The 16,798-nt window shown below is 67.0% G+C and carries 18 protein-coding genes, 1 tRNA gene and 1 pseudogene; 11 read left to right on the forward strand and 9 right to left on the reverse strand.

Annotated elements, in window-relative coordinates:
- Window positions 1-78: 78 nt before the first annotated feature.
- The 3 genes from CFB24_RS15000 (at window position 79) to CFB24_RS15010 (ending at window position 2,127) form a co-directional block, all read left to right on the forward strand.
- A complete protein-coding gene (locus CFB24_RS15000) occupies window positions 79-336 on the forward strand; it encodes a hypothetical protein (RefSeq protein ID WP_088521450.1) in 258 nt (85 codons plus the stop codon).
- Window positions 337-628: 292 nt separating this feature from the next.
- Window positions 629-1,288 (forward strand): outer membrane protein, encoded by a 660-nt coding sequence (locus tag CFB24_RS15005; RefSeq protein WP_088521451.1) that lies wholly within the window; start codon window positions 629-631, stop codon window positions 1,286-1,288.
- 209 nt (window positions 1,289-1,497) lie between these two features.
- Entirely contained in the window at window positions 1,498-2,127 is a 630-nt protein-coding gene (locus tag CFB24_RS15010; RefSeq protein WP_088521452.1) for a TetR family transcriptional regulator, read from the forward strand.
- Window positions 2,128-2,141: 14 nt separating this feature from the next.
- Here the strand turns inward: CFB24_RS15010 and CFB24_RS15015 are convergent, their stop codons facing one another.
- On the reverse strand, window positions 2,142-2,735 hold the full coding sequence (locus CFB24_RS15015; protein WP_088521453.1) for a histidine phosphatase family protein: 594 nt from the start codon (window positions 2,733-2,735) through the stop codon (window positions 2,142-2,144).
- A 4-nt stretch (window positions 2,736-2,739) separates the two neighbouring features.
- Window positions 2,740-3,588 (reverse strand): enoyl-ACP reductase FabI, encoded by an 849-nt coding sequence (fabI, locus tag CFB24_RS15020; protein WP_088521535.1) that lies wholly within the window; start codon window positions 3,586-3,588, stop codon window positions 2,740-2,742.
- Between the two features lie 305 nt (window positions 3,589-3,893).
- On the opposite strand from fabI, the gene CFB24_RS15025 reads away from it, so the two are divergent.
- Window positions 3,894-4,742 (forward strand): anti-sigma factor family protein, encoded by an 849-nt coding sequence (locus CFB24_RS15025; RefSeq protein WP_088521454.1) that lies wholly within the window; start codon window positions 3,894-3,896, stop codon window positions 4,740-4,742.
- 52 nt (window positions 4,743-4,794) lie between these two features.
- Here CFB24_RS15025 and CFB24_RS15030 read toward each other — a convergent pair whose 3' ends face one another.
- The 4 genes from CFB24_RS15030 to pdxH all read right to left on the reverse strand — a co-directional run bounded on the left by CFB24_RS15030 (window position 4,795) and on the right by pdxH (window position 6,823).
- Window positions 4,795-5,028 carry a hypothetical protein gene (locus tag CFB24_RS15030; protein WP_244593202.1) on the reverse strand — a complete coding sequence of 78 codons (234 nt, stop codon included), beginning with the start codon at window positions 5,026-5,028 and terminating at the stop codon, window positions 4,795-4,797.
- 156 nt (window positions 5,029-5,184) lie between these two features.
- A complete protein-coding gene (locus CFB24_RS15035; RefSeq protein WP_088521455.1) occupies window positions 5,185-5,754 on the reverse strand; it encodes a TIGR02301 family protein in 570 nt (189 codons plus the stop codon).
- The gene (locus CFB24_RS15040) at window positions 5,751-6,212 is read right to left on the reverse strand and encodes an NUDIX hydrolase (protein WP_088521456.1); all 462 of its coding nucleotides are present in this window, start codon (window positions 6,210-6,212) and stop codon (window positions 5,751-5,753) included. The genes CFB24_RS15035 and CFB24_RS15040 overlap by 4 nt, the downstream gene beginning before the upstream one ends.
- Window positions 6,209-6,823 carry a pyridoxamine 5'-phosphate oxidase gene (pdxH, locus tag CFB24_RS15045; RefSeq protein WP_088521457.1) on the reverse strand — a complete coding sequence of 205 codons (615 nt, stop codon included), beginning with the start codon at window positions 6,821-6,823 and terminating at the stop codon, window positions 6,209-6,211. Before pdxH ends, CFB24_RS15040 begins: the two co-directional genes overlap by 4 nt.
- Before the next feature lie 38 nt (window positions 6,824-6,861).
- On the opposite strand from pdxH, the gene CFB24_RS15050 reads away from it, so the two are divergent.
- From CFB24_RS15050 to CFB24_RS15065, 4 genes are all read left to right on the forward strand, one after another.
- On the forward strand, window positions 6,862-7,356 hold the full coding sequence (locus CFB24_RS15050; RefSeq protein WP_244593203.1) for an RT0821/Lpp0805 family surface protein: 495 nt from the start codon (window positions 6,862-6,864) through the stop codon (window positions 7,354-7,356).
- 108 nt (window positions 7,357-7,464) lie between these two features.
- Window positions 7,465-8,445, forward strand: a complete 981-nt coding sequence (locus CFB24_RS15055) for a DnaJ C-terminal domain-containing protein (RefSeq protein WP_088521458.1) — start codon at window positions 7,465-7,467, stop codon at window positions 8,443-8,445.
- Between the two features lie 190 nt (window positions 8,446-8,635).
- A complete protein-coding gene (locus CFB24_RS15060; RefSeq protein ID WP_088521459.1) occupies window positions 8,636-9,814 on the forward strand; it encodes a hypothetical protein in 1,179 nt (392 codons plus the stop codon).
- 51 nt (window positions 9,815-9,865) lie between these two features.
- A complete protein-coding gene (locus CFB24_RS15065; RefSeq protein ID WP_088521460.1) occupies window positions 9,866-10,060 on the forward strand; it encodes a hypothetical protein in 195 nt (64 codons plus the stop codon).
- A gap of 13 nt (window positions 10,061-10,073) precedes the next feature.
- On the opposite strand, the gene CFB24_RS15070 is transcribed toward CFB24_RS15065, so the two are convergent.
- Window positions 10,074-10,160: transfer RNA gene (locus CFB24_RS15070), tRNA-Leu, on the reverse strand.
- Window positions 10,161-10,362: 202 nt separating this feature from the next.
- On the opposite strand from CFB24_RS15070, the pseudogene CFB24_RS23945 reads away from it, so the two are divergent.
- A pseudogene (locus CFB24_RS23945) lies at window positions 10,363-10,809 on the forward strand (phosphorylase family protein); the annotation flags it as partial.
- Window positions 10,810-10,965: 156 nt separating this feature from the next.
- Here the strand turns inward: CFB24_RS23945 and hpnH are convergent.
- Entirely contained in the window at window positions 10,966-12,117 is a 1,152-nt protein-coding gene (gene hpnH / locus CFB24_RS15080) for an adenosyl-hopene transferase HpnH (protein ID WP_088521462.1), read from the reverse strand.
- Window positions 12,118-12,346: 229 nt separating this feature from the next.
- Here hpnH and hpnN point away from each other — a divergent pair, with 229 nt between their 5' ends.
- Complete coding sequence (gene hpnN, locus CFB24_RS15085) at window positions 12,347-14,980, forward strand: hopanoid transporter HpnN (RefSeq protein ID WP_088521463.1); 2,634 nt, start codon at window positions 12,347-12,349, stop codon at window positions 14,978-14,980.
- A gap of 3 nt (window positions 14,981-14,983) precedes the next feature.
- On the opposite strand, the gene CFB24_RS15090 is transcribed toward hpnN, so the two are convergent.
- A complete protein-coding gene (locus tag CFB24_RS15090; RefSeq protein ID WP_088521464.1) occupies window positions 14,984-15,916 on the reverse strand; it encodes a sialate O-acetylesterase in 933 nt (310 codons plus the stop codon).
- A 273-nt stretch (window positions 15,917-16,189) separates the two neighbouring features.
- On the opposite strand from CFB24_RS15090, the gene mog reads away from it, so the two are divergent.
- Window positions 16,190-16,726: a molybdopterin adenylyltransferase gene (gene mog / locus CFB24_RS15095; protein WP_088521538.1), complete on the forward strand. Its 537-nt coding sequence runs from the start codon at window positions 16,190-16,192 to the stop codon at window positions 16,724-16,726.
- The last annotated feature ends 72 nt before the right edge of the window (window positions 16,727-16,798 follow it).

Here is a 16,798-nt window from a genome sequence, read left to right on the forward strand (position 1 = left end):
TCATGGTCTTGCGAAGGATGCGCGCAGCGGAACGCATCCGGCCGTCAGGCGGCTGTCCGGAGGTCGAAAGCTCTATCCATGGCGCTCAGCAACAAACATCCCGGCGAACTGGCGGAACGCATGGCGCGGCGGTCGGCGCGCGCCGGCGAACGGCCGCCTTCGGACGGCTGGCGGCGGGAATCCTTCACATTGCCGCGCGAAAAGGCGCGGGAGAAGGCCCGCGAGTTCTTCGACGATTTCCCGAAGGCGGCCTATATGACCGAGATCGAAAGCTGGCGCGAATTGTCCGACGGCCAGATCGAATTCACCATGCGCCGCCTGCCCAGCGCGGATTGAGCGTCCGGGCGACGACCTCCGCTTAAATAACGACATTCTTCATAATAACATTGCGTTAACCAAAATATTCAGAAAAATCCCCACCCTCTTCGCAGGCGATCCCAAACGTAACCCACACCCTCAACCCATATAACTTCAATAAAATACTTTATATTCGATTCGCCAATTTTTATCCTTACCAAAACCACACTCACTAACCGGCGTTCACCATTTATTTTTACGCCCCAACAACCTTTACAGTTCTAAATCGCTTCAGCCCGGCCGTAAAGGACCGGCGAATGGAGTGCTGAGTATGAAAAAGGTCCTGATCGCCGCCGCCGGGGCGATGGCGTTCGCCTCTGTCGCGCAGGCCGCCGATCTGCCCTATCGCAAGGAAGCGCCCGCCCCCTACGATTATGCGCCGACCTTTACCTGGACGGGCCTCTATCTCGGCGTGAACGCCGGCCTTGGCCTGGGCGGCTTCGACGGCGGCCAACGCTATTTCGGCAAGAGCCCGATCGGCGGCCTTTATGGCTTCACCGGCGGCTATAATTACCAGCAGGGCAAGCTGGTCGTCGGCGCCGAGGCGGATTTCGACTTCGGCCATGTCGCCGATTCCGCCACGCCCGGCCCCTATGCGTCTTCGACCGGCGTCGTGGAAAACTTCTTCTCCGCCCGCGCCCGCGTCGGCTACGCCATGGACCGCGCCCTGTTCTACGGAACCGGCGGCTATGCCGGCGCCAATGTGCGCGGCGCGCTGTCGGGCAATGGCCTCGGCTTCGACCAGAGCCATATCGCCAATGGCTGGGCGCTCGGCGTGGGCATGGAATACGCCATCACCCCGCATTTCTCGGTCAAGGGCGAGTATCTCTACGCCTCGATGGGCGACAACAAGTTCTTCGGCGCCCCCAACACGGTGTCGAACAGCGTCGACCTCAGCGTGCTGCGCGCCGGCGTGAACTACCACTTCTAGGGTTCGCGGCGCCCGCCCTTCCGGGCTTTCCGACCCGAAACCGGCGTAATCGCAAGATTACGCCGGTTTTTTCGTTGGCGGGCGGCGCGGCGGCGTTTGACAGATAAACATACATGCGCATGTATATAACGCGCGACGGCGCGATCCGCATCCAAGGCGCGCGAGACGGCGGCCGCGGCGCCCTGAAAAGTTTGGTGTGAGGAGCGATCATGAAGCGGACCAGGCGGGAAGCCGAGGAGACGCGGGAGAATATTTTGGCTGTCGCGGAAAAACTCTTTCTCGAACATGGCGTCGAGGGCGTCGCCCTGGAGGTGATCGCGCAAGCGGCGGGAATCACCCGCGGCGCCATCCAGTGGCATTTTCAGAACAAGTCGGGGCTGCTGCACGCCCTGCGCGACCGCATGGAATCGCCGATCGGACAACTCGCCGAACGCCTCCAGGTCGATGAGACCGTCGATTCCCTGGGATCGCTGATTTCCGAGACGATCGTGGTGATCTCGCACATTCAGCTTGATCCCCGGCGCAAGCAGTTTTGCGCCTATCTGCTCAACTTCTCGCTGCTCGGCGAGCCGGAGCGCCAGCGCGCGTTCGAGCGCCGGTTGCGCGCCTCGGTGGTCAAGGTGTTCGAGGTGGCGGCGCAACGGGGCGAATTGTCCGAGCATTGGACCCCGGAGCTGGCCGGCCTCGCCTATTGCGGCCTGGTGCTCGGCCTGCTCGAACAATGGCTGCGCGGCGAAGACCAGTTCGACATCGCCCATGACGTCAGCGCGGTGTTGCGGCGATTCGGCGCGTCGCTGTCGCCGACCCATCACGCGCAGGCGCGAAGGGCGGCGCGATAGACGGCGGCGTCCGCCTAAATCCAGTCGAACCGCCCCGCCGCGAACACCAGCACCCGCCCCTGCCAGATGTCGGCGTTCGGGGCGCGCTCCACGACGAGGCCGCCGATGAGGTGCATCAGGGCGCGTGCGACGCCGCCGTGCGAGGCCACCACCGCCGGCCGCTGCTGCGCCTCCAGCCAGGGCTGCAAGCGTAGCGCCAGATCGGCGTAGGATTCGCCGCCGGGCGGGCGGAATCCCCATTTATCGCGGTCCCGCTCTTTTGCGCCAACGGGATCCTCGGCGCAGACCTCCGGCCAGGTCTTACCCTCCCAGCGCCCGAAGGTGAATTCCTTGAGGCGTTCGTCGAACACGACGCCCTCGGCCGGCAGGCCCAGCTCCGCGCGCGCCAAAATCATGGTGTCGCGGGTTCTGGCCAGCGGCGAGGCCTGCCAGGACACGGCGGCGGGTTCGAGGCCGTGGCTGGCGAGGATTTTCTTCAGCTTGCGGCCGGCCTGCGCCGCCTGGCGGCGGCCAAGGGCGTTCAGACCGACGTCCTGTTGGCCCTGCAGCCGCCCTTCCGCATTCCAGTCGGTTTCGCCGTGACGCAGAAAGAACAGCGGCGGCGCCAGCGACTCAGTCCTTTTTCACGATGTCGCCGATGTCAGGCGCTTTCGGGTTCTTCATGCCGACGACATGATAGCCGGCGTCGACATGCAGGATTTCGCCAGTGACGCCGCGCGCCATGGGCGAGAGCAGGAACACCGCGCTTTCCCCGACTTCCTCGATGGTCACAGTGCGGCGCAGCGGCGCGTTATATTCGTTCCATTTGAGGATGTAGCGGAAGTCGCCGATGCCGGAGGCGGCCAACGTCTTGATCGGGCCGGCGGAAATGGCGTTGACGGTGATGGCCTTCTCGCCGAGGTCGGCGGCGAGATAGCGCACGCTGGCCTCCAGCGCGGCCTTGGCGACGCCCATCACATTGTAATGCGGCATCCATTTCTCGGCGCCGTAATAGGTGAGGGTCAGCAGCGAACCGCCGTTCTTCATCAGCTTTTCGGCGCGCTGCGCCACCGCCGTGAAGGAATAGCAGGAGATCGACAGCGAGGTGGTGAAATTGGCCTCGCTGGTGTCGACATAACGGCCGGTCAGCTCGTCCTTGTCGGAGAAGGCGATGCAATGGACCACGAAATCCAGGCCGCCCCACAGCTTGTCGACCGCCTCGAACACCGCGTCGATCGACGCGCCATTGGTGACGTCGCATTCGCCGACCACATGGGCGTCGAGCTCGGCCGCCAGCGGGCGAACCCGGCGCTCCAGCGCCTCGCCCTGATAGGTCAGAGCGATCTCGGCGCCGGCCAGCCGCGCCGCTTTTGCGATGCCCCAGGCGATCGAGCGGTTGTTGGCGAGGCCCATCACCAATCCGCGCTTGCCGCGCAGGACGCCCGATTGAACCGCTAGGGCGGCGGGTTCCTCTGTAATCATCGTCATTAACAATCCCGATGCCTGTTTCGCCTGCGGCCCGCCGGCACGAATCCCGTGCGCCGCAATGCATCCACAATTGCGCTTTTCGGGCATTTACCCGCGCCCGCCGCCGGAAGCAAGAGCCACGACGCCGCCGTTCACGGGCCCGCCCCCGGCCGAATCCGTTGATAAACGGCAAGAATGCTCCAGCGCGGCTGGAGATGACCCATGGGAGTGTTTACGATATATTAACATTAATTGAATCGCTCCGTCACAAACCGGACGGGGAGTTTGGGGGAAACGCCTTGGAGCCGGAGAGAACGCGGATGAGTGAGAGCGTCCTCAGCCTGACCTTGAGCGCCCGGCGTTACGCCCATGCGCTGCTCGGCCGCTGGCCGGTGGCGGAGGGCGGCGCGGGCGGGCGCCGCCGCGCCGATCAGGACGCTGACGATCTCGCCCATCAGGCCCTGCTCAGTTTCTGGCGCGCCGGGCTTTTGAGCTGCGAGGAATTGGCGGAGCAGCCGCCGGGCGCGCTGCGTCTGGCGCTGCTGCGCCGCCTGACCCGGATGGCGGGCGAACTGGTCCGCAACGCCGGCGCGGCCTGTTATGACAGGCGGGCGGCGGGCGGTCGCGGCGACCGGCGTTTCGCGAGGCATTTCCCTTGGGCGCCCGAAGCGCTGGCGCTGCCGCGCCTGCCGTTCGAATCGCGCGCCGTGCTGGCGCTGGCGGCGCTGGAACGTCTGGATTACGACGCCATCGGCCTGGTGCTCGACATGAGCGCCGCCCAGGCGCTGGCGCGGCTGGCGCGGGCGCGGGCCGAGCTGACCAGCGCGCTGTCGGGGCGACGCCAGCCGCATTTGCGCGCCGCCGCCCACATGTGCGAGTCGGATCTGCACGGCTATGCCGATGGCGTGCTGGCGCCGGAGCGGCGCGCCGAGGTCGAAGGCTGGCTGGAGCGGGACGCCGAGGCGGCGCGGCGCGTCGCGCAATGGCGCCGCGACGGCGAACGGCTGCGGGGCGCCTTCGCCACGCTGGACGCCGAGCCCCTGCCCGCAATTCTGAATTTCCGCCCGCCGGTTTTGGCGGCGCGACGCAATCCGTCCGCGCGAAAGCTCTGGCGGCGCTGGTGGAGCGCCGTGCTCGACGGCTTCCGCCCGGCTTTGGCGGCGCGCTGAGCCGTCGCCTTATTTCGCCGTGGCGCCGTGCGCGAAACGAACGCGCCGGCGTTCAGTGCTTCATGGCGGTGGTGAATTCCCCGGCGACGATTCGGTCCGGCAGGCGGCCGGCGAAGGCGGCCACGGCCTCCTCGCCATAGGTTTCCACCAATTCCTGCAGCGCGGCGAACAACGCGGCATGCGCGAAACTTTCGCTCTCGATTCCCGCGAGAATGGCCTCGGCGAAGGCCTCGGTCACATAGGCCAAGGCGGCCCGGCGCTCGTCTTCGGCGCCGGACAGTTCCATATGATCTTGAGAATCGTAGGGGGTCATCATGCGCAAAGCTTAACCGTGATCCCCGTCGCTGGCGAGAAGGGTCTTAAGAAAAGGTTAACGCGATCAGAGCGACGCGCGTCAGGCCCCCGCGAACCGAAGCCTGACGCCCAAAACTTTGTTTTATTTCTATTTTTCGCTGTATTGAGTGGTGATCTCGCGTGCCAGACGCTCGCCTTCGTCCAGCAGGCGGCGGCGCGCCAGCTCCCCGACCGGCGTACATCTCCTGTGGAAATATTCGTAGCCGCGCAAGCCGTGGTTGTAGGCGCCGGCGAGGCGTTCGCGCTGCAGCGGGCCGGCGTCCTGCGATTCCATCAGCCGCTGCATAGCGGCGCGCCAGCCGGCGCCGTCGGCTTTGCCGGCCGGTTCGCCGCACAGCGGGTCGAGCGCCGCCAGCGCGCCCATGATTTCCGACAGGCGCAGAAGCTGCGGCTGATAGGCCGGCGGCGCCGCCTCGACCGCCGCCGCGGGCGCGGGCTTGGCCGGCTCGGCCTTGACCGCCGCCGGCTTGTGCGGCGCGGGCTTGGGGCGCGGCTTCGGCGGTTTCGGCGGGACGATCCGGCGCGGCGGCTGAACCACGAGCGGCGGCGGCGGCGGGCGGTTGTCGAAGAAGGGAAAGAATTGCGCGCGCGCCGGCGCCCCCGGCGCCAGAGCCGCCGCCAGCGCGCAGAACGCGGCGATTTTCACAACGGCCTTCATGGCTTGGCCTCCACCAGCCGCCGGGCGTCGGCGACGACGCCGACCAGATTGGGCGTGAGCGCGAGATCGGCGAGATCGTCGGGGCTGCGCCACAGAATTTCGCCGGCTTCGGCGCCCACCTGCCCCTCGCCGGCGATCCAATGGGCGGCGAAGGAGAGAATCACATAATGCCGCTCAATCCGGCCGGCGGCGTCGCGCTGGATGTGCTGGACCGGCTGGTTGAAGGCGCAGATTCGCGCGAGCACGCCGGTTTCCTCCCGCAACTCGCGCAAGGCGGCCGCCTCCAGCGTCTCCCCGGTCTCCACCAGCCCGCCCGGCAGGGTGAACCGGCGCGCATAGGGCGGACCGGTGCGGGTCGCCAGCAGCACCTTGCCGTCGCGAAAAACGGCGATGCTCACCGCCAGGGCCGGCTGCGCCGGATAGAGGCGCCGCGCCTGGCTTGCGGAATCGTCAGTCACGGATACAGCGCCTCGCAACTCCAGTCGCCCTGCGGCTCGTCGCGGCGATACCGCAGCCGCTCGTGCAGCCGGAACGGTTTATCCGTCCAGAACTCGATCTCCACCGGCCGGATGCGGTAGCCGCCCCAATGCGGCGGGCGCGGCACCTCGCCCAGCCCGAAGCGCGCGGCCTGAGCGGCGACGGCCTTTTCCAGCGCGAAACGGCTTTCGAGCGGCCGCGACTGCTGGCTGGCCCAGGCGCCGATTCGGCTCTCGCGCGGCCGTCCGGCGAAATAGGCGTCCGATTCGGCCTCGGTCACGCGCTCGACCCGCCCGCGAAAGCGGAACTGGCGCCGCAGGCTTTTCCAGTGCAGCACGCCGGCGGCCATCGGCCGCGCCTCCAGCTCCTCGCCCTTGGCGCTTTGCCTGTTGGTGTAAAACACGAATCCCTGATCGTCATGGCCGCGCAGCAGCACCATCCGGGCGTTGGGCAGGCCGCCGGCGTCCACCGTGGCGACGCACATGGCCTCGGGATCGTTGATCTCCTTGGCCCGCGCCTCCTCGATCCAGCGGGCGAACAGCCCAAAAGGTTCATGCTCTGGTTTAGGGTTACCAGCCGTTAATGCGTTCATCGGATGATGCCTTGGATTTGTCTCCGGATTACGCCCGCTTGCTTGTACGTTCGCGTTCCCTTCCTAGCAAAACGCCGCCGCGCGGGCTGCTTTTTTTTCCGCTCGTCCACGCGGCTTGCGTTCGCGCGTGTCTTGCGGCGGCGCTGGCGCCGCTGTTCGGCTGCTCCGGCCCGCTGGGGCCTGACGTCGACATGCAGGCGACCGGCTCGATCGCGCCGGCGCCCGCGCCCGCGCCGGCCAAGGCCGCCCTGCCCGCCGCGCTCGACGCGGAGGACCGTCGGCGCGCGCTCGGCGCCTTCGGCATCGCGCTCGATCCGCAGGGCAACGGGGCGACGGTGCATTGGGACAATCCGGTGAGCAAGGCGCATGGGATGGTGACGCCGGTCGGCTTCGCCTATCCCGACAATGGCGTGATCTGCCGCAAGTTTTCGGCGCGTTTCCAGACCGCCGCCGGCGTCGACAGCCGCGCCGGCGCCGCCTGCCGCGACAAGGACGCGGACTGGACGTTGAAAGAAATCCACAAGGCCGATTGAACCGCGCCTGACGCAACCCCTTGCGCGCGGCCGCGTTCAAGACCACATAATGTACGAAGACACGCCGCTGGCGCCGCTCAAGGGCCAGCGAGAAGATGGGCTTGAGAGATGCGCGATCCCTATCAAATTCTTGGCGTCGGCAAAGACGCCCAGCAGGCGGATGTGAAAAAGGCGTTCCGCAAACTCGCCAAACAGCACCATCCCGACCAGAATCCCAACGACCCCAAGGCGAAGGAACGATTCGCCGAGATCAACTCCGCCTATGAGATTCTCGGCGACGAGAAGAAGCGCGGCGCCTTCGACCGCGGCGAAATCGACGCCGAGGGCAAACCGCGCGGCTTCGAGGGCTTCGGCGCCGGTCCCGGCGGGTTCCGGCGCGGCGCCTATGGCGGCGGCCCGGCCGGCTCAGGCGCTGGCCAGCCTTTCGAGTTCAATTTCGGCGGCGGCGGGCCGTTCGACGCGGCGGATCTGTTCTCCGACCTGTTCGGCAGGGGCGGCGAGCGCGGACGCGGCGGCGGACGCGGCGCCGCTCCCGGCGGGCGCGGCGGCCAGCCCGGCGCGGATGTCGCGCTGGACACGCATGTTTCGCTGGAAACCGCCCTGCATGGCGGCAAGGCCCGCGTGCTCACGCCGGCCGGCAAGACCCTGGAGATCGCCATTCCCGCCGGCGTCGAGGAGGGTCAGCAGATCCGCCTGCGCGGCCAGGGCCATCCCGGTTCGGGCGGCGGCCACGCCGGCGACGCGATGGTGACCGTCCATATTCAGAAGCACCCGCATTTCCGTATCGACGGGCGCGATCTCCGGCTCGACCTGCCGGTGACCCTTTATGAAGCGGTGCTCGGCGGCAAGATCGAGGCGCCGACGCTGGGCGGCAAGGTCGAGCTGACGCTGCCGCCGAAAAGCAATTCGGGCAAGACGCTGCGCCTGCGCGGCAAGGGCCTCCCGGCCAGCGCCGGCCATCCGGCGGGCGACCTGCTGATCACCCTGCGCATCACCCTGCCGGACGGCGGTTGGGCCGACCTCGAGGAAGTGGCGAGGCAAATGCAGGCGCGCCAGCCCTACGATCCCCGCGTGGAACTGGCGAAATAAACGATCTGGCCGCTTGAGGCCGATCTCTCCGAACAGACGCGGCGAACTCCGGTTCGCCCGCCCGCTTTTCTTTCGCGCGGCCGTTCGGGGCCGACGACGACGCTGGGGCAACCCGGCCGACGGCCAAATTATACCTTGATTTAAGCCTTGGGCGCCAATGTGACGCCACTTCATTCATTTGAGTCATCCCATGAAGCAAGATCCTTACAAGCTCCGGGTCATCGCCCTGCTGATCGGCGTTGGCTTCGTCGGCGGTCTGTTCGTTCAGTACAAGGCGCCGGGAACCTTTGCTTTCGCGAAGCACGCGCCTGAAAAGAAGAAGGGCGCGGCCCCAGCCGATCTGGCTTTTGAGAACAATGGGTCGGAAGAGGCGGCGCCCAAGGGCGCCAATCTGAACGCCCCGCCGCCCTCCGCCGCCGCGGCGGCCGAAGCCGCCGAAAGGAAGCGGCGCGAGGACATGGCGCAGAAGGCGGCCGAGGCCGAACAGCGCAACGCGCCGCCGCCGCAGGAGCCGACGCCGCCGACGCTGGCGCGTTTCGCGGCCATTTCCGCCATAGTCGACAACACGCTGGAGGTGACCGGCCCCAACGGCGAGCGCCGCTCCGTCTATTTCGCGGGACGCGGCGTCGTCGGGGACTATGGCGGCGCGCGCATCGACGCCCGGCTGTGGACCCGCGAGGGCGACCGCCTGTGCCGCAGCCTCGGCGCCGACTCGCGCGAATGCTTCACCCTGTCCGTCCGCCTGAACGACGAGTTGCGCAAGGGGCCGCCCAAAGACCTGCCCAATCGCATCGCCGGCCTGCCGGAGGGCGCCCTGATCGGCCATGTCGAAGGATTTGGCGCGCAGGAGGCGAAACTGCTGCGGGGCAATATTCGCAATTTTCCCGGCTATGTGCCGCTGCTTGAGGGCAAGCCCGCCGCCGAATGGACCCAAGGGACCCAGAGCCAAGGGACCGAGAGCCAAGGGCCCCAGACCCAAGGCGGCCAATCCGGCGCGCGGGGCTTCATCGGCGCGCTGCTGCTGCGCCAGCGCAAGGACGAGGACAGGGCCGCAACCTTTTTCGCCCCGAACGGCCTGCTGTTCGAGGCGTCCCGCCTCGCCCGCCAGACGGTGGCTCTGTGGGTCGGCGGCTGGCGCCGCAAGGACGACTGGGTGTGCCGCGATCTCAGCCCGGAGGAAAGCGCCCGGGCGGGTGGGCGCGCGGAGGAATGCGCCCATGCGCGCATGAAGGGCGGCCGCGTCGAATTCGCCGAGGCCGATCCGGCGCGGCGGTCCTATCTGCGCGCGCGCTGGCCCGATGAGGAGGCGGAACAGGGCGGCGCGCAGCCGGCCGCGACGGACCAGACGTCCTTCACCGACCTGCGCTAGCATTGCAACGACCGGCGCGCGCGCCCGCCATCCGTCTCAGGGACAGATGTCATGGACCATTCGTCAGACACAATCGATCTTGCGGTTCTGCTGCCCGTGATGCTCGGCGTGACCCTCATTCTGGGTTACGCGGTTCATTCGGTGCTGCGCGACAAGGGCCTGGGCGTCGTCGGCAATGGCGCCTTCCTGATGATCGGGCTGGTGGCGGGCGGCGCCTTCATGGGCTTCTGCCAGGCGCATTTCTAAAGCCGGGCCGATCTGGTGCGGGCGGCCGGGATCGAACCGGCACGGCCATACGGCCGAGAGATTTTAAGTCTCTTGCGTCTACCAATTTCGCCACGCCCGCGCGAAAACCCTTTTAGTGCATGATGTTTGCTACTGGAAAGCGGTTTTTGGCGGCAAGCCCGCCGAAACCGGAAGGCAATCCGGCGTGTCAAAAAGCCGCGCCAGAAATCCGGCGCCGGGAAACCACATTTCAGTTAAAATTGTCCCAACAGCTTGACCGCCGATCACAATTTTGTGAAAGCTGAGGGGGTCCGGAGATTGCCGTGTCCCCACGTATCGCCCTTGTCGTCGGCCTCAAGCAGGAAGCTCGAGCCGCAGCCGCCCCCCTGACCATCGTCGGCGGCGGCTCCGCCCAGCGAACCTACGACCTGCTCAAGCGCGCCGGACCCATCGACGCCGTGATGAGCTTTGGCATCGCCGGCGGCATCGCGCCCGGCCATGTATGCGGCGACGTCATTCTCGCCGACGCCATCATCGCCGACGATATTTACCCAACCGACGCCCGCTGGCTCAAGAGCCTGGCGCGCAAGATTCCCAATCCGCGGATCGGCGCCATCGCCGGCGTCGACGAAATGATCGGCTGCCACAGCATCAAGGCGCATCTGCACAAGACCACCGGCGCCGTCGCCGTGGATATGGAATCCCATGGCGCGGCGCGTTATGCGCGCGAACAGGGCGTTCCCTTCATCGCGCTGCGCGCCGTGGCCGATCCGCATCACCGCGCGCTGCCGCAATCGGCCCTGGTCGGCATGAATCCCGACGGTTCGACCAATGTGCCGGCCGTGCTGCGCAAGCTGGCGCGGCGGCCGGGCGATCTGCCCGGCCTGATTTTGACGGCGCGCGAAGCCGGCGCCGCCATGCGCTCGCTACTCCGCTGCCGCAGCCTGCTTGGCGAGCTTTTCGGCTTCGACCACGGCGTTCAGCCGCTCCTCGACCTGCGCGGTAAAGGTGAAGCGCGCCGGCCGCTGTTTGTCGAGGGGAATATCGGGCTTCATGGGGCCCTCAGTATCGACGCCGAATAATGCCGTCTTGATGGCGGCCCAGGGGTTGCCGATGGCGTGCTTCACCGCGCTCGGCTCGAAGCCGCAATGCACCATGCAGTCGGCGCATTTCTCGTAATTGCCGACGCCGTAGCTGTCCCAGTCGGTCGTCTCCATCAGCTCCTTGAACGAGGAGGCGTAGCCCTCGTTGAGCAGATAGCACGGCCGCTGCCAGCCAAAGATCGTGCGGGCCGGATTGCCCCAGGGCGTGCAGGAATAAGACTGGTTGCCCGCGAGGAAATCGAGGAACAGCGAGGACTGGAAGAAATCCCACTTCTTGCCGCCATTGCCCCGGCGGAAGATGGCGCGGAACAGCTCCTTGGTCTTGGTGCGGTTCAAGAAGTGCTGCTGGTCCGGGGCGCGCTCGTAGGCGTAGCCCGGCGCGACCGTGGCGCCGCCGTTGACGCCGAGATCCTTCAGCGTGTCCAGGAAGTTGGCGACGCGCTCGGGATCGGCGTCGTTGAACAGGGTGCAGTTGACGCTGACCTTGAAGCCTTTGACGCGGGCGGCGGCGATGGCCTTGACGGCGCGATCGTAAACGCCGTCCTGACACACCGATTTGTCGTGCATCTCGCGGTCGCCGTCGAGATGGATCGACCAGTTGAAGGCGTCGCTCGGCTGGAACTCGCCGAGCCGCTTCTCCAGCAGCAGGGCGTTGGTGCAGACCGTGACGAACTTTTTCCGGTCGAGCGCGCCGCGCACGATTTTCGGCAGGTCCTTGTGCAGTAGCGGCTCGCCGCCGGCGATCACCACCACGGGCGCGCCACATTCGTCGATCGCCTCCATGCAGTCTTCATAGGGCAGACGCTGGTTCAGGATCTTGTCGGGATAATCGATCTTGCCGCAACCGGAGCAGGCGAGGTTGCAGCGAAACAGCGGCTCCAACATCAGCACCAGCGGGTAACGCTTGCGGCCGAGAAGATGCTGCTTAACGATATAGGCGCCGATTCGCGCGCCTTCGAGCACCGGTATTCCCATGCTAGTCTCCGGTTTTCCCGGCGCCGTTCGCGAGGGGGCGCGGGAGGGGTTCGCAACGCTTTACGGCCCGCGCTGCCCTGGCCATTCGGGGCAAGCCATAGGCTGACGCGGTTTTCCCCGCAAGCAAAAATCAGCCCAGCTCGAGCCGAGGCGGAGAAAACGACGTGACACGGTTTCCTTTTGCGAGGAAATAACGCAGTTTGCGCGCCATTCAACGGAACGCCCGCTCATGCATTCCCCTGTGCTGCATTCTCCGTCCGAGGAAATCGGATTTGTCGCCCGGCTGGTCGCGCTGTGCGCCCGGCGCAAATGGCTCACCCTGCTGCTGTCCTTGGCCCTCACGGCCTGCGCCGGCTGGTACGCCGCCGGGCATTTCGCCATGTCCACCGATCTCAATACGCTGATCGCGCAGGATCTGCCGTGGCGTCAGCGCGAGATCGCGCTGAGCAAGGCTTTTCCGCAGCGTCAGGACATGCTGCTGGCCGTGCTCGACGCGCCCAGCCCCGAACACGCCAATGCGGCGGCGCGCAAGCTGCAGGCCGCGCTGCAAAGCCAGACCGGGCATTTCAAGGCGGTCCGCTCCTTGGAGACCTCGGATTATTTCGCGCGCGAGGGGCTGCTTTATTTGCCGGCGGCGGATGTTTCGACCCGCATGGGGCAATTGATCGACGCCCAGCCCTTCCTGGGCGCGCTGGCGCGCGATCCCAGCCTGCGCGGCCTCGCGGGCGCGGTCGGGCTGATGGGCGGCGCACAAAGCCAGCCAAACGCCAAACAACCCGAAGCCAAACAATCCGCCAAGGAGACAACCGCCGAGACCCAGGAAATGGGCAAGGCGCTCGCGGCCGTCGCCGACGCCCTGAACGCCGCCAGCCAGGGCCAGGCGGCGGATTTCTCCTGGTCGGCGCTGTTTTCCGGCGCCCCCGCCAGCGTCGCCGACAAACGGCGCTTCATCCAGATCAGCCCGAAACTGGATTATTCGGAACTCCAGCCCGGCGCCGCCGCCAGCGCGGCCGTGCGCGCCACGGCGGCGTCGCTCGGCCTCACCCCCGACCAGGGCTATCGCGTGCGGCTGACCGGCGACGTCGCCATGCAGGACGAGGAATTCGGCACGCTGGCCGAGGGCGCGGCGGTCAACAATGCGCTGATGGTGGCCGCCGTGCTGCTGATCCTGTGGCGGGCCTTGCGCTGGGGCCGGCTGATCCTTGCGGTGATGGCCAATATGATGGCGGGCCTCGCGCTGACCGCCGCCGCCGGCCTCGCCATGGTCGGCGTGCTCAACCCGATTTCCGTGGCCTTCGCCGTGCTGTTCGTCGGCATTGGCGTCGATTTCGGCATTCAGTTCAGCGTGCGCTACCGCGAGGAGCGGTTCCAGCACCTCAATCTCGACAAGGCCGTGGATCTCGCCGGCGCGGGCGCCAGCCTGCCGCTGGCGCTGGCGGCGGCGGCGACGGCGGCGGGCTTTTTCTCCTTCATTCCCACCGCCTATCGCGGCGTGTCAGAACTCGGCCTGATCGCCGGCGTCGGCATGATCCTGGCGTTCTGCTCGACCGTCACCCTGCTGCCGGCGCTGCTGGCGATCCTCAAGCCGCCGCCGGAAACCGCCCCGGTCGGCTACGCCTTTCTGGCGCCGATCGACCGGTTCCAGACCGGCCATCGCAAGCTGATCGTGTTCGCGGCGCTCGGCCTCGCCCTGCTGGGCGCGCCGCTGCTGGCGCAGGTGCGGTTCGACATCAATCCGCTCAACCTGCGCAGCCCCAAGGTCGAGTCGGTCGCCACCCTGCTCGACCTGAGCAGCGACCCGCGCAACGCGCTCAATTCCATCGAGATCCTGGCGAAAAACCTGCCGGAGGCCGATGCGCTGGCCGAGAGGCTGCGCGCCCTGCCGGAAGTGGATGCGGTGACCACGCTGACGAGCTTCGTTCCGGAAGCCCAGAAACCGAAGCTGGAGGCCATCGCCGACGCCCGCGACCTGCTCGGCCCCAGCCTGTCGGTCACGCCCCTGCCCGCGCCCGACGACGCCGGAGACGTCGCCGCCCTGCGCGACGGCGCCAAGGCCCTGGCGCACGCCAAGGGGCTGGAGGCGATGGCTGCGGCGTTCCAGCGCCTGTCGGACGCGCCCGCCCCGGCGCGCGAACTGGCGCGACGCCATGTGATCGCGCCGATCGTTTCGCTGCTCGGCGACGTCCGAGCGTCGCTGGCGGCGGCGCCGGCGGCGCTCAAGGACCTGCCGCCGGAGCTTTCGCAAGACTGGCTGTCCCCCGACGGCCGCGCGCGGCTGGAGCTTTTCCCGCGCGGAGACCGCAATGATTTTGACAATCTGCGCAAATTCTCCGACGCCGTGCGGAAAATCGCGCCGGAGGCGGCGGGCGCCGCCGTCTCCATTCTGGAATCCGGCGACACCGTCATCAAGGCCTTCGCCCAGGCCGGCGCGCTGGCGCTGATCTCCATCACCGTGCTGCTGTGGCTGGCGCTGCGCCGCATCGGCGATGTCGCGCTGACCCTGGCGCCGCTGCTGCTGGCGGGTGTCTATACGATGGAAATCTCCGTGCTGATCGGCTTGAAGCTGAACTTCGCCAATATCATCGCCCTGCCGCTGCTGCTGGGGCTGGGCGTCGCCTTCAAGATTTATTACGTGATGGCCTGGCGCGCGGGTTCGGCCGAACTGCTGCAAACCAGTTTGACGCGGGCGATTTTCTTCTCGGCCATGACCACCGCGACGGCGTTCGGCAGCCTGTATCTGTCCAACCATCCGGGCACGTCGAGCATGGGCGAACTGCTCGCGCTGTCGCTCGCCACCACTTTGTGCGCCGCCGTGTTCTTCCAGCCGGCGCTGATGGGACCGCCGCGGAAAAACGCCGCCTGAGCGCTACCGGCTCTCGGCGCGGCGCGCGGGCTTGGCCGAGTCGAGCAGGATTTGCGCCCAGGCCTGCGCGGTCTTTTCCAGGCCGGAGCCGGCCATGTGGCAATCATCGTAGCGATCGACCGGGTCCAGTAGCGCATCGGTGCTCACGCCGGGCGCGTGGATGAGCGCCAGCGCCTGCTGGGCGCGCACGATCTCATTATCAGCCACATGAAACTTGAAGCCGCCATTGCTCGGCTCCAGGCATTTGGAGGCCACCGCGACATGCACGGGCGCATCGACGCCATTGGCGCGCAGCGTCTCCACCATGGCGAGGAATTTGTCGCGATAAGCCTCCGCGCGCGTTCCCGCGACGAAATCCGCCTCGCCCTGGTCCCACAGAACGTCGGTGACGCGATAGCCCCGCGTCTTGAGCCGCCCCGCCAGATCGGCCAGCAGCGGGGCGATGTCTCCGCCGGGCGCCCAGCGCGCCACCAGCGAGCCGGAGAACGCCAGCGGCGCGATCACGACGCTGTCGTAGCGGCCCGAGGCGATCAGCAGGTCGCCGAGCCGGGTCCAATATTCGCCTTTGGCGCCGGTGGCGCCGAGCAGCGGCGAAGCCGCGACGAAACAGCCGCCGCCGAAGAAATTGACCACGTTGTCGCCGTGCTGCGACTGGAACCGCTGGCCGCCGTAATTGGCGGCGTTGGACTGGCCCAGCGCCATCAGCACGGCGGTGCGCCCGGTCTGCTCGGGACAGGCGATCGCCGTCTTGCTCTCGTCGGCGACCAGCAGGCCGTTGGCGTCGAACCGATACCGGCTGTCATGCGGCGCGGACGGCGCGAAGCGCTCCTTCAGGGCCGACAGTTGCGGCCAGGGAAACAGCTCGTATTTCTTGCTCAACGCGCCGCTTGTATAGCTTATCCCGACAACCAATATCGGCAACAACGTCTTCCGCATCAAATTTCCTCCCCGCAGGCCCGAGACGAATATAGGAAATCCAAAACCCAATCTTGCATGAGGATTTCGTTTGTCAACACAGCGCCATTATCTAAAAATCCTACGCAAATACACTGAAAAATTCGCGCTTGCGTACCCAATACGCTCCAGAACCAACCCAGGATTCGCCTTGGCTTGAACGCGCGGCGCGCATTGACACGCCCGAGGAAATTGCGATTGTCGCAGATCGGCGCCGACCGCCGCAAAACCGGCGCCCTTCCTCCAGGAGCGCTCATGGCCCCCGCCCCCGCGAAAATCGGCGTTCTCACCATTTCCGACCGCGCCAGCGCCGGCGTGTATGAGGATATTTCCGGCCCGGCCATCCGCGACTGGCTGCACAAGGCGCTGTCGGTCCCGTTCGAGCTGGACATGCGCGTCATCCCCGACGGTTTTGAACGCGTGCGCGACACGCTGATCGACATGGCCGATGGCGCCGGCTGCTGCCTCGTCCTCACCACCGGCGGCACCGGGCCGGCGCCGCGCGACCTGACCCCCGAGGCGACACTCGCCGCCTGCGACCGGGAAATGCCGGGGTTCGGCGAGCTGATGCGGATGAAAAGCCTGGAGCAGACGCCGACCGCCATCCTGTCGCGGCAGACGGCGGCGCATCGCGGGGCGTGCCTGGTGGTGAACCTGCCGGGCAGCCCGCGCTCGATCGACCTGTGCCTGTCAGCCGTGTTTCCCGCCATCCCCTATTGCGTCGAGCTGATCGGCGGCGCCTGGCTGGATACGCATCCCGAGGTTGTGAAGACGGTGCGGCCGAAGAAATAGGCTAAACCGCGGGCGGGGCGGCCCCGGCGCCCTGTCGAACGCGGTCCGGGGCGGAAGCGCGACGGGAGTTTC

It is taken from the genome of Rhodoblastus acidophilus (genome assembly GCF_900187365.1).
In the GTDB taxonomy this organism is placed as follows: Bacteria; Pseudomonadota; Alphaproteobacteria; order Rhizobiales; family Beijerinckiaceae; genus Rhodoblastus; species Rhodoblastus acidophilus.